This window comes from Allobosea sp. NPDC055594, assembly GCF_053618995.1.
In genome coordinates, this window is the sequence record NZ_JBSHIO010000005.1 from 389128 (window position 1) to 400814 (window position 11687).

General features: G+C 64.7%; 10 protein-coding genes and 1 pseudogene. 4 read left to right on the plus strand and 7 right to left on the minus strand.

Translation table 11 applies throughout. The features are described from left to right. The first annotated feature begins 100 nt into the window (after positions 1-100). Positions 101-919, plus strand: coding sequence for a dienelactone hydrolase family protein (locus tag ACWGRX_RS13510; protein ID WP_452117935.1), 819 nt, complete (start codon positions 101-103; stop codon positions 917-919). A gap of 167 nt (positions 920-1086) precedes the next feature. Here the strand turns inward: ACWGRX_RS13510 and dksA are convergent, their stop codons facing one another. From dksA to ACWGRX_RS13535, 5 genes are all read right to left on the minus strand, one after another. After that, positions 1087-1509 carry an RNA polymerase-binding protein DksA gene (gene dksA, locus ACWGRX_RS13515; RefSeq protein ID WP_291641819.1) on the minus strand — a complete coding sequence of 141 codons (423 nt, stop codon included), beginning with the start codon at positions 1507-1509 and terminating at the stop codon, positions 1087-1089. Between the two features lie 145 nt (positions 1510-1654). Beyond that, on the minus strand, positions 1655-2659 hold the full coding sequence (locus ACWGRX_RS13520; RefSeq protein WP_452117936.1) for a hypothetical protein: 1005 nt from the start codon (positions 2657-2659) through the stop codon (positions 1655-1657). Next, on the minus strand, positions 2634-4007 hold the full coding sequence (locus ACWGRX_RS13525; RefSeq protein ID WP_452117937.1) for an MBOAT family O-acyltransferase: 1374 nt from the start codon (positions 4005-4007) through the stop codon (positions 2634-2636). Before ACWGRX_RS13525 ends, ACWGRX_RS13520 begins: the two co-directional genes overlap by 26 nt. Positions 4008-4230: 223 nt before the next feature. Then, positions 4231-5307, minus strand: a complete 1077-nt coding sequence (locus ACWGRX_RS13530) for a tartrate dehydrogenase (protein WP_452117938.1) — start codon at positions 5305-5307, stop codon at positions 4231-4233. 70 nt (positions 5308-5377) lie between these two features. Further along, positions 5378-6352 (minus strand): tripartite tricarboxylate transporter substrate-binding protein, encoded by a 975-nt coding sequence (locus ACWGRX_RS13535; protein WP_452117939.1) that lies wholly within the window; start codon positions 6350-6352, stop codon positions 5378-5380. A 172-nt stretch (positions 6353-6524) separates the two neighbouring features. On the opposite strand from ACWGRX_RS13535, the gene ACWGRX_RS13540 reads away from it, so the two are divergent. Continuing rightward, positions 6525-7232, plus strand: coding sequence for a GntR family transcriptional regulator (locus ACWGRX_RS13540; RefSeq protein WP_452117940.1), 708 nt, complete (start codon positions 6525-6527; stop codon positions 7230-7232). Positions 7233-7395: 163 nt separating this feature from the next. On the opposite strand, the gene ACWGRX_RS13545 is transcribed toward ACWGRX_RS13540, so the two are convergent. Both ACWGRX_RS13545 and motA read right to left on the minus strand, forming a co-directional pair. Further along, positions 7396-8268, minus strand: coding sequence for a flagellar motor protein MotB (locus ACWGRX_RS13545; protein ID WP_452117941.1), 873 nt, complete (start codon positions 8266-8268; stop codon positions 7396-7398). Positions 8269-8290: 22 nt separating this feature from the next. After that, positions 8291-9154 (minus strand): flagellar motor stator protein MotA, encoded by an 864-nt coding sequence (gene motA / locus ACWGRX_RS13550; protein ID WP_452117942.1) that lies wholly within the window; start codon positions 9152-9154, stop codon positions 8291-8293. A gap of 471 nt (positions 9155-9625) precedes the next feature. Between motA and ACWGRX_RS13555 the strand changes: the two are divergent. Further along, positions 9626-10391 (plus strand): annotated as a pseudogene (locus ACWGRX_RS13555) (integrase core domain-containing protein). A gap of 93 nt (positions 10392-10484) precedes the next feature. Continuing rightward, a complete protein-coding gene (locus ACWGRX_RS13560) occupies positions 10485-11516 on the plus strand; it encodes a LacI family DNA-binding transcriptional regulator (protein WP_291636335.1) in 1032 nt (343 codons plus the stop codon). Positions 11517-11687 lie beyond the last annotated feature (171 nt).

The following is an 11687-nucleotide window of genomic DNA, read 5'->3' on the forward strand; positions in this document are numbered from 1 at the left end:
CTCAGGTCATTGTTGGGCCTCTTTCGGAGGGACAAGTTGGACGCTGGGAGGTTCGTATATGCATTCGTCTCCAAAGCGAGCTTTGCTTGGCGCCCTAGCGATGCTGCTTCTGGTCGTGACGGGCGTGCATGCCGAGGAGGTCGTCCAGTTCCCATCTGCCACCTATCGCCTGAGCGATTTTCAGAAGGCGCGTGCCAAGGACCGCGGAGAAAGTGGTGAGAATTCTCCGGGGCTTGTGATCACGGGCTATCTCTCGAAGCCAGCAGGGCACGGCAGGCACCCGGCAATCGTTCTGCTGCATGGTTGCGGTGGGTTGAGCACTTTCCATCGGCGCGAGGCCGAAACAATCCGCGACTGGGGTTACGCTGTGCTGGCGCCCGACAGTTTTACTCCGCGAGGCATGAAGGATGCGTGCGTTCCGGAACGACGCGACATGGCCCCGCGGGTCGAGGACGCATTTGGTGCGCTGTCCTACTTGTCAAAGCTCCCCTTCGTTGATCCAACGCGGATAGCCATTCTGGGCTATTCGCATGGAGGCGGTGTCGCGCTCAGGATTGCGATGCAATCGCATAAGACGCTCTATGAAATGCCCGATGATCTCGGGTTTAAGGCGGCTGCAACATACTACCCCCCTTGTGAAATCCTGACCGAGCGCCTGGTCATCCCAACACTCATTCTCATCGGTGACAGGGACGATTGGACCCTCGCATCCGACTGCGAAGCCGCGGCCCGGCGCCAAGTTGGCGGCCCGGTCTCACTGAGAGTCACCGTGTTCCCGGGAGTGTACCACTCATTCAACTTTCCCGGTTTCGCAGAGCCCCGCCAGATCTACGGGCACTGGAGCAAATTTGACGAGGCCGCCAGCGAGCGCGCGATATCCGAACTTCGCGAGTTTCTTGAGCAGAGGCTGGCTAGATAACCTACTCTAAAGGGTCACGCGGGCTTCGAGCCTCTCACCCGAATATCGGTAGGCAGTGTCCGCAACGGGTCGGAAGCCGAACTCTCCGTCACGCCCTGGCGCGGCAAGCAAAAAGGCCCCGCAGTCGCCCGCGAGGCCTTCTGAGATCGTCATGACCCTGCCGCGGCTCAATCGTCGCGGAAGACGCGTTCGTTGCGCTCGTGGCGTTCCTGGGCTTCGAGCGAGAGCGTCGCGATCGGGCGGGCTTCGAGCCGCTTCAAGGAGATCGGTTCGCCGGTATCCTCGCAAAAGCCGTAAGTGCCTTCGTCGATGCGGGCGATGGCGGATTCAATCTTGGAGATCAGCTTGCGCTGGCGGTCGCGGGCGCGCAGCTCGATGGCGCGATCGGTTTCCGAGGAGGCGCGGTCGGCGATGTCCGGATGGTTCTCGCTCTCGCTCTGCAGGGTGACCAAGGTCTCCTTGGCTTCCTTGAGGATCTCATCCTTCCAGGCCTGCAGCTTGCCGCGGAAATATTCGCGCTGCCGCTCGTTCATGAACGGCTCGGTCTCGGAAGGTTTGTAGTCGGGATCGAGGGTGGTCTGCTTCGACATGGGCAGGCTTTCTCAATTCACGCTGCTCGACGCCCCCTCCGGCATTGCCGTCGGGCCGCCGATTTGGCGCCCTTATAACGATTGGTCTCCTTCGTAACAATCGGCTTTCGCAGAGCCGTGATTTACCCTGCAAGTAACCGTAAATTCAGCGAAATCGGTTGATCGCGGCGGCAATGTCGGCCTCGACCAGCCGCGCTATCCCCAGCCTGTAGTGGCTGTGGTCGAAATAGTTGTCCGGCTCGCGATTCTCCGGCCGGTCGATCCGCCAGTCGATCAGGGCGGTGCGCGGGCGGCTCGCCGCAAGCCCGGCGAAAGCGTCGCGGCAGGCAGAATCGGCGGCTGCATCGGCACTGCCCGGCACCGGCAGGGCGCTGACGAAATTCGGCGGGCGCAGCAGCACGACCGGCGTGTCGGGCGCCTGGCGGGCGAGCAGGGCGCGCAGCGCGTCGGCGGCAGGGAAGGGGCCGGTCGCATTGCCGCCGCCGGACTGGATCGGCTCCAGCAGCCGGGCGCGGCGGGCCGGATCATTGTGGAAGCCCTGGACCTCGTAGCCTTCCTCATAGTTCCAGAAGCCGTCCGGGCGGGCGCGTTGCGGTGCCTTGGCTGTCTGGTAGCGCAGCCTGCGGGGGATTTCCTCGATCACGTCGAAGCGCATCAGCCCGGCGAGATAGGCGGCGGGCGAGCGCTCGAACAACCAGAAGGGGAAGGGTTTCTCGACCGGCAGGCTGGCATCGGGCGTGCACCAGCGGACATCGATGCCGATCACCAGCGCCCTGGCCGGTTCCTTGCGATGGCGCAGGAACCAGTCGAGCAGGACGAGGGATTCGCGCGGGCCGGTGGCAGGGGCGATCAGCGAGACGAAGGCGATGCCGGTCTGCTGCTTCAGCGCTTCCGGCGAGACGAGCTGGATATGGGAGTTGCCGAAGATCGCGCCCGAGAATTGCGGATCGCGGCCGCGGCTGGCGGCGGCGGTGCGTGGGCCCTGCGGGCTGACGCCGGGCTTCAGCTTGAGGGGCGAGCGGCCGCTGTCATAGGGATCGACCAGGAAGGCGAACGCCAGCAGCGCCGACACAAGCCCGGCCGCGGCCAGCGCGAAGGTCGCGGCGAAGCCGCGCCAGCGCGTCTCAGAACTGGAAGTAGATGAACTCATAATTGGCGTCGTCGCCGATCTTGAACAGCACCAGCACGAAGAGGACGGCGGTCGCGACGGCGAGCCAGCGGGCCGGCGGCAACCTCCAGGCCAGCGCCCAGGCGGTCGGCCCGATGATCGCCACTGCGGCGGCCGGCAGCAGGGCCCGCCATTTGAAGCCGCCGCCCCACGGGCCGAAGCCGAGCAGCCCCTTGTAGATGGCGAGGGCCGCGTCGAAGGAGGTGGCGCGGAACAGCACCCAGCAGAGCGCGACGAAGAGGAAGGTCAGCACCCAGCCGAGCAGATCGGGCATCGACAGCCCGGCGCGGCGCCAGAGCACGCCGACGGCCAGCGCGACGCCATGGGCGGCGCCCCAGGCAACGAAATTCAGTCCGGCACCGTGCCAGAGCCCGCCGAGCGCCATGGTGGCGAACAGGGCCCAGAGCTGCAGCGGCAGGCCATGGCGCGAACCGCCGAGCGGAATGTAGAGATAGTCGCGCAGGAAACGCGACAGCGTCATGTGCCAGCGGCGCCAGAAATCCTGCAGGCTGACGGCGCGATAGGGCGTGTCGAAATTCTGCGGCAGCACGATGCCGAAGAGCAGCGCCAGGCCGAGCGCCATGTCGGTGTAGCCGGAGAAGTCGAAATAGATCTGGAAGGTGAAGGCGAGGGTCGCCTGCCAGGCTTCACCGAGAGCGATCGCCTTGCCCTGCGCCGCGGCGGCGAAGACCGGATTGGCGTATTCCGCCAGCGGGTCGCCGAGCAGGACCTTCTTGGCCAGGCCGATGGTGAGCAGGATCAGGCCGCGGGCGATGCGCTCGGCCGCGTCGGAGCGCAGATAGGGGCGCTCGTCAAACTGGTGCATGATCTCGCGCCAGCGCACCAGCGGCCCGGCCAGCACCTGCGGGAAGAAGGCGATGTAGAGGGCATAGCGCACCAGATCATAGCGCGGCGCCTCGCCGCGGCGCAGATCGGTCAGATACATCACATGGTGGAAGGTGAAGAAGGAGATGCCGAGCGGCAGGGCCAGATCGAGCTTCGGCGCCGGCAATCCCGGAATCATGCCAGCGAGATCAGCGAAGAAGTTGAAGTATTTGAACAGCGCCAGCACGGCGAGGTTCGCGACGATGGCGAGCGTGATCAGCGCGCCGGCTTTGGTCTTCTGGAAGGCTTCGGCGATCAGCCAGTTGAGCAGGATCGAGAAGCCGAGCAGCGGCACGAAGCGCCAGTCCCAATAGCCGTAGAAGGCGAAGGACAGCCCGGCCAGCAAGGGCAGCCGCCAGGCCGGCGCGAAGCGCTCGACCAGCCAGTGCAGGGCGAGGGCCAGCGGCAGGAAGCCGAGCAGGAAGATGAAGGAGTTGAACAGCATCGGGCGGGCGAGGGCGGCAGGAGAGGGCCGCCTTAGACGATTATCGCCGCGCTGTCATGGTCGGGAGATGAAAGCTGCCGGCAGCGCGCCCGGCTTTCGCGGATATTCCCTTCGCCATTTCGGAAGGTCGACCCGCCCGGAAATCCAAGGCCCTCATCCTGCGAGACAGGCTCCTGCGGAGCGCTCCTCAGGATGAAGGCCGTGGGAATTTCCAGGCGGGGGCTCAGATATTGTCGCCGCGCAGGGCCTCGCAGACCGCGTCCGTCACCTCTCTCGTCGTCGCCTTGCCACCGAGATCGGGCGTGTGCAGGGCCGGGTCGGCGGTGACGCGCTCGACGGCGCGCATCAGCCGGGCCGCCGCGGCCTTCTCGCCGAGATGTTCGAGCATCATCGCGCCGGTCCAGAAGGTCGCGACCGGGTTGGCGATGCCCTTGCCGGTGATGTCGAAGGCGGAACCGTGGATCGGCTCGAACATGGAGGGCGTCCTGCGCTCCGGATTGAGATTCGCGGTCGGCGCGATGCCGAGCGAGCCGGCCAGCGCCGCGGCGAGGTCGGAGAGGATATCGGCATGGAGATTGGTCGCGACGATGGTGTCGAGCGTCTCCGGCTTCAGCGTCATGCGCATGGTCATCGCGTCGACCAGCATCTTGTCCCAGGTCACATCCGGAAACTCGCGCGCGACTTCGGCGGCGATTTCGTCCCACATGACCATGCCGTGGCGCTGGGCGTTCGACTTGGTGACGACGGTCAGGAGCTTGCGCGGCCGCGCGCGGGCGATCTCGAAGGCGTAGCGGATGATGCGCGTGACGCCGGCGCGGGTGAACATCGAGACATCGGTCGCGACTTCCTCGGGCAGGCCCTTGTGCACGCGGCCACCGACACCGGAATACTCACCTTCCGAGTTCTCGCGCACGATCACCCAGTCGAGTTCCGGGCCGGAGACATGGCGCAGCGGGCTCACGATGCCGGGCAGGATCCGCGTCGGGCGGACATTCGCGTATTGGTCGAGCGGCTGGCAGATGGCGAGCCTGAGGCCCCAGAGCGTCAGATGATCGGGAATGTCGGGGGCGCCGACCGCGCCGAAATAGATCGCGTCGAAGGCACGTAGCTGGTCGGCGCCATCGGCCGGCATCATCACGCCATGCTTGCGATAGTAATCGGAGCCCCAGTCGAAGGAGCGGACATCGAGGCTGAAGCCGCCATCGCGTTCGGCACAGACCTCCAGGGCCTGGAGCCCGGCGGCGATGACCTCGGGGCCGATGCCGTCCCCTCCGATGGCGGCGATCCTGTGCGTGCGCATGCTCTTCGTCCGATGCTCTGGTGCTGCTGTGGTGAGGAGGCGGCGCCGGATGCGGGCGCCGCCCTGGTGGTTACTGTGCCGTCACGCCGGCATTGCGGATGACCGGCACCCATTTGTCGATCTCGCTGCGCACGAGCTCGCCGAGTGCGGCCGGGGTCTGGCCGGCCTCGTCCGGCAGTTCGGCGCCGAGATCGAGGAAGCGCTTGCGCGTGGTCGGGTCGTTGAGGGCGGCGCGGGCGGCGGTGTTCAACCGGTCGACGATCTCCTTCGGCGTGCCCTTGGGCGCGAACATCGCGTTCCAGCCGGTAGCCTGGAATTGCGGCAGGCCCTGTTCGGCGGCGGTCGGCACGTCGGGGATGACGGCGAGTCGGTCCTTGACCGCGACGACGAGGCCCTTGCCCTCCTTGGCCTGCACGGTGGGGACGATGGCGACCGTCTGGTCGCAGACATAGTCGACCTGGCCGCCGAGCAGCGCGTTGAGCGCGGGTCCCGAGCCGCGGAAGGGAACATGCGAGGGCTTGGTGCCGAGCAGCGAGTCGAGGAAGAGGCAGGTCAGATGCGAGGTCGAGCCGACGCCGCCGGAGCCGTAATTCAGCTTCGCGGCGTTCTCCTTGAGATAGGCGACGAACTCGCGGAAATCCTTGACCGGCAGGTCCTTCTTGGCAACCACCAGCATCGGCGTCGAGGCCGAGTTCATGATCGGCTCGAAATCGGTGCGCGGATCATAGGCGAGCCTGGGATAGAGCCCGACGCTCGCAGCCTGCGTGCCGAGATTGCCCATCAGCAGCGTGTAGCCGTCCGGCGTCGCCTTGGCGACGCGGGTCGCGCCGGTGGTGCCGCCGGCGCCGGCGACGTTCTCGACGACGATCGACTGGCCGAGCGTGCGGCTCATATGGTCCGCCATCATCCGGGCGACGATGTCGGTGGTGCCGCCGGCCGCGAAGGGCACGACCATGGTGATCGAGCGCGTGGGATAGCCGGGCTGGGCCAGCGCCGGCATCGCCGCCGCGAGCCCGAGCGTCAGTGCGAGCAGCATTCGCTTCATTGCTTTTCCTCCCTGTGCCGGCGCCGTTCGCCGGCGCCTCGACTGCCCTTCCATTGGTGTTCCATGGAAGTTTGCATGCGTTCAGCGTTTCCGGTCAGGGTCGCCTTGTCAAGCTTCCATTCTTGCTTCCATGCAAGCGATCGGCCATGCTCGGACGGTGTTGGAGGTGGCCATGGCCGAGCTTGCGCGGGCGGAAATTGCGGGGGGCGGGGCCAGGCGCGGCTCGCTGGTCGACGAGGCCTATGCCGCGCTGAAGCAGGCGATCCGCGATACCGTCTTCGCCCCGGGCTATCAGGGCTCGGAGCAGGAGATCGCGGTGCGGCTCGGGATGAGCCGGACCCCGGTGCACGAGGCGATCATCCGCCTGCAGGAAGACGGGCTGGTGCGGGTGCTGCCGAAGCGCGGCGTGCTGATCTGCCCGCTGGCCCCGCAGGACATCCGCGAGATCTACGAGGTCGTCATCGCGGTCGAGTCGATGGCGGCGGAGCTGCTGGCGGCGCTGCCGGACCAGGATCGCGCGGCGGTGGCCGACGAGCTCGAGGCCGCGACGGCGGCGATGGAGCAGGCGCTGGCGGCGGAGGATCTCGCCGGCTGGGCCGAGGCCGACGAACTGTTCCACCGGCTGCTGGTCGAGCGCTGCGGCAATGGCCGCCTGCGCCGCATCGCCCAGACGGTGACGGACCAGGCCCATCGCGCCCGCATGCTGACCCTGAGACTGCGGGCCCGGCCGGTCGGCTCGGCACAGGCGCATCGGCTGATCGGCGAAGCGGTGAGGGCCGGCGACGCCGAGGCGGCGCATCGGCTCGCCCGTGCTCACCGCGTCGCGGCGCGCGACGAGCTCGTCCCCCTGATCGAGCATATCGGTCTGCGCCAGCTCTGAGCCACGCCCTGGACGGTGCGGTGCAGGAGCGTCACGCGCCTGCGGGCTGCTTAAGCAGCTGCAGATCGAGATGGAAGATGCTGGAGGAACGCGCACGGCCGGCTGGGCAGGGCGCGCGGCTGGGCAGTGGCTCCTCGGGCCTGAAGGCCGAGGAGCCTTGTCGTCAGCGCAAGACGTTCGGGGGCAGCGGCGGCTCCGCGCCGAGCAGCGTGATCGTCACCCGTCGGTTCGGCGCGATGTAGGGATTGTCGGGGAAGACCGGCTCGGTGTCGGCGCGTCCCACCACGGAGGCGAAGCGGTCGTTCGGGATTCCGGCGCCCGACAGGATCCTGCGCACGGCGAGGGCGCGCCCGGCGGTGAGGCTCCAGGAATCGACGGCCCGCGCCGAGCCCGGGCGCGCGACGGCGGTGTGGCCCGTGACAGACAATTGGTTGGGCAGCCGGCGCAGGGTCGGCGCGAGCACCTCGAGCACGCGACGGGTGCGGTCATAGGGCTCGACCGAGCCCTCGGGGAACATGGAGCGGCCCTCCTCGTCCACGAGGGAAACGTTCAAGCCCTCCTTGGTCGGCTCGATCACAATGTTGCGCGACAGCTCGGCCATTTCGGGCATGTTCTGGAGCGCCTGCCGGAGGCTGGCCGCGGCGCTGTGCTGGGCCTGCGCGCCGGCGGCCGGGCGGCTGACCTGACGGTCGCTGGCGCGGCCTGAGCTCGCCCGGCGCGCTCCGTCTTCCTGCCCGGTGACGCCGCTCGCCGTTTCGCGGGGCGCCGACGACTTGTTGCCTGACTTGTCCAGGGCGGTGCCCATCAAGATGCCACCAGCGCCACTGGTGCTGGCACTCACAGCCCCCGGCGCGAAGTATTCCGCCAGGCCGATCTTCTGCTCCTGCGTCGTCATGCTGATCAGCCACATCAGCAGAAAGAACGCCATCATCGCTGTCACAAAGTCCGCATAGGCGATCTTCCAGGCCCCGCCATGGTGCGCATGGGCGGCCTTCTTGACCTTCTTGATGATGATCGTCTGGGCGGGCTTGGCCATCGAGTCCCTGCTGGAGATTGGGTCAGGCGTTGGCGGGCAGATCGGCGGTTGCCGCTTCCACTTCGCTGAAGGTCGGGCGGACGTCGCTCATCAGAGCCTTGCGGGCAAATTCTACCGCCATCACCGGCGGCTGGCCGCTGATATGGGCAAGGAGGCCCGCCTTGAGCGAAAGGTAGTACTTGGATTCCGCCTCGAAGATGCTCTTGAGCGATTGCGCCATGGGCCCGAAGAAGCCGTAGGCGACGAAGACGCCGAAGAAGGTGCCTACGAGCGCGCCGCCGATCAGATGCCCCAGCACCTCCGGCGGCTCGCTGATCGACCCCATTGTCTTGATCACGCCGAGCACGGCGGCGACGATGCCGAGCGCTGGTGTTCCGTCGGCGATCGACTGCATGGCCGCAACAAGACGCTCCTGCTCCTGGTGGTGCGTTTCCAGTTCCTCGTCCATGAGAGCGTCTATCTCGTGGACGTTGTCGGCGCCCATCGTCAACATGCGCATGTAGTCGCAGACGAACTCGACCGCATGATGGTTCTCTGCAAAGGTCGGAAAGGCATTGAACAGCGTCGATTCGCTCGGATTTTCAATGTGCTCTTCGACCGCGAGCAGGCCCTTTTGCTTTGCAAGTCTGTACAATGAATACTGCATCGCCAGCAGTTCGACATAGTCTTCCTGCTTGTACTTTGAGCCCTTCATGAGCGTGCCGAACATGGTGGGCACGGCCTTGAGCACCGGCGCGCTGTTGCCGATGATGAAGGCACCCATCGCTGCACCGAGGATGATAACAAACTCGAACGGCTGCCAAAGGACGAGGAGCTTGCCGCCCATCGCCGCATAGCCGCCGAAGACGCAGGCAAAGACGATGATTGTGCCGATGATCAGCCGCATGAATCTGCTACCCTGCGCCGCAGCAGGTGCAGCCCGCGCTAGTTCACTACTTGTCTGACGAAGTGACCGATCAAGGTTAAGGGCGAGTTTACAGGCATTGGCCGAGGGCTTTGTAAGCGTCGTCCTCCGGCCGTGGTTTGGGGTGGCAGGGCAGGCCTGGGGGCGAAGACCGGGGGCGATGAGCCTTCGCCAGTCCCGGTGATCGGCGCCGGCGCGTTTGGGTTCGGTGACAAACTGGACGCGCCGCGGTGACGGAAGGTGCGCGTCGATGACAAGCTCTCGGCATCTTGAACGCGAGTCTCAAGATGCAATGATGGCGTCATCTCGGCGTGTTTAATTTCAATGAATTACATCGGGCGATGCTTTTGATCGTGTCGCTATAATGTAACGGAAATGTCACCGACCTGAGCCCCTGATCTTCCTCCAGATTTGAGTAGAGTCCGTCACTCACGGAGACGCTCCTCACGATTCATGGAAGAGCAGATCATCGGGATGCTGAAGGAGCAGGAGGCTGGAGCTGCGAGGGCGGATGTCTGCCGCAAGCACGGCATCCCCACGGCGACCTTCTACAAGTTCAAGGCGAAGTATGGCGGGATGGACGTGTCGGATGCGCGCCGGCTGAAGACTCTCGAGGATGAGAACGCCCGCCTCAAGAAGCTGCTGGCCGAACAGATGCTCGACAACGCGATACTGAAGGATGTCGCCGCAAAAAATGGTGACGCCCGATGCGAAGCCGAAGGCGGTGGCTCATGCCTGCACGGTGCATGCGGTGAGCCAGCGTCGGGCGTGCCTGGCCTTGACGATCGACCGCTCGACGGTGCGCTACGGTCGTTTCCGACAATGGCACCGAGTTCACCTCGATGGCGATCCTGCGCTGGCGCCAGGAGACCGGCGTCGCGTGGCACTGCATCGCCCCCGGCAAGCCGGGCAGAATGCCTTCGTTGAGAGCTTCAATCGACGCTTCCGGGGCCAGTGCTTAAACGACACGCTATCCTCGTTGCGCGCCGAGGCCCGCAGTGCCATCAGCTCATGGAAGGAGGACGGCAACCGACACCGACCCCACTCGGTCCTCGGCAACATCACGCCGCCGAGTTCGTCCTCAAAAAGCCGGGCCGATGAACGCGCTCCGGTGGCGAATTCTCGGAATTTAGGCGCTTTCGTAGTTCCGCTTGGCTGCCGAGGCGTGAATATAAGAGAAGCTAACCCGGTACGCCTTTTTGCTATCCCCGCAACCTAAGTTCCTCTATACGGAAAAACGTTATTTAGGATCTATTTGACACCAAAATCGCCGAGAGGCGCCAGCGCTGTCATGAGGTAAGCAACGAAGGGCATGAACAGAGCACGACAGAAGCGAGCCACTATCAAAGACGTGGCTGATCAGTGCGGGCTTGCACTTTCTACGGTTTCGAACGCGTTATCCGGCACCCGCTTCGTTTCCGAAGAGACACGAGAGAAAGTTCTCAAAGCGGCATCCGAGGTCGGATATCGGGTCTCTTACGTGGCGCGCAGCATGCGGACCTCGCGCACGTACTCTCTCGGTATCCTAGTTGGTGACATTGCAAATCCATTCTTCCCGGAGATCGTACGAGGCGCAGAAGACGTGGCGTCTGCCGAGGGATACAATCTGGTTCTCTGCAACACCGATTACCGGGAAGATAAGCAAAAGGCGTATATTGAGCTTTTGCGTAGCCAGCAAGTTGATGGATTGATTCTTGCTTCCCAGATTCCGAATCCCGCCGGTATTATCGAGCTGATAAACGATGGCGTTCCGCTTGTGCTAATCAACCAGCATTATTCTGGCGTGGAAGCCGACTACGTAGGGGTAGACAACCACAAGGGCATGAAGGAGGTCTGTGATCACCTTTGGCGACTTGGTCATCGTCGCATTGGGTTTATCACGGGACGGATGGGATCCCCCGCTGCACAAGATCGGTTTGAGGGCTTTCAGCAGGCTATCGAAGCGCTCGGAGGGCATTGCGATGAACGACTGGTGAAGCCTGGCGATTACTCCTATGCATCAGGCACGGCTGCTGCTCGTCAGATGCTGGCGATGGTCGATCGCCCAACCGCAATAGTTGGCGCAAACGATCTGATGGCCTTGGGCGCAATCGAAGCCATAGAGGAATTCGGACTTCGGGCTCCTCAGGACATATCCATTATCGGCGTCGACGACATTTTCGTGTCCGCAATGCCCTGGGCCGGGCTAACCACGCTGCGGCATCCGAAATGGACAGTCGGTGCAACGGCTGCGCAGACGCTGATCTCCCGCATCAACAATCCGGGCAACCCGCTTAGCCGGACCATCATCCAGCCGGAGTTCATCATTCGCAGCACGTCCGGAGCCGCGAAGAAAGTAGCTTGATGCGGAATATCAAAATGCCGCAGCCATCCAGGGGCTGTGGCGTATAAACGTAGGGCGGTGCCGGCTTAGGGGCTAAGCGCCGAGCCCTCCCATCAGCATGTACTTGATCTCGACGAACTCATCGATGCCGTGCAGCGAGCCCTCGCGTCCGAGGCCGGATTCCTTGACGCC

Bases quoted from the DNA above. Each gene is read 5' to 3' on its own strand.
- ACWGRX_RS13545 (WP_452117941.1), bottom strand. From the start codon at position 8,268: ATGGCCAAGCCCGCCCAGACGATCATCATCAAGAAGGTCAAGAAGGCC.
- ACWGRX_RS13525 (WP_452117937.1), bottom strand. From the start codon at position 4,007: ATGCTGTTCAACTCCTTCATCTTCCTGCTCGGCTTCCTGCCGCTGGCC.
- motA (WP_452117942.1), bottom strand. From the start codon at position 9,154: ATGCGGCTGATCATCGGCACAATCATCGTCTTTGCCTGCGTCTTCGGC.
- ACWGRX_RS13520 (WP_452117936.1), bottom strand. From the start codon at position 2,659: ATGAGTTCATCTACTTCCAGTTCTGAGACGCGCTGGCGCGGCTTCGCC.
- ACWGRX_RS13535 (WP_452117939.1), bottom strand. From the start codon at position 6,352: ATGAAGCGAATGCTGCTCGCACTGACGCTCGGGCTCGCGGCGGCGATG.
- ACWGRX_RS13510 (WP_452117935.1), top strand. From the start codon at position 101: ATGCTGCTTCTGGTCGTGACGGGCGTGCATGCCGAGGAGGTCGTCCAG.
- ACWGRX_RS13560 (WP_291636335.1), top strand. From the start codon at position 10,485: ATGAACAGAGCACGACAGAAGCGAGCCACTATCAAAGACGTGGCTGAT.
- dksA (WP_291641819.1), bottom strand. From the start codon at position 1,509: ATGTCGAAGCAGACCACCCTCGATCCCGACTACAAACCTTCCGAGACC.
- ACWGRX_RS13530 (WP_452117938.1), bottom strand. From the start codon at position 5,307: ATGCGCACGCACAGGATCGCCGCCATCGGAGGGGACGGCATCGGCCCC.
- ACWGRX_RS13540 (WP_452117940.1), top strand. From the start codon at position 6,525: ATGGCCGAGCTTGCGCGGGCGGAAATTGCGGGGGGCGGGGCCAGGCGC.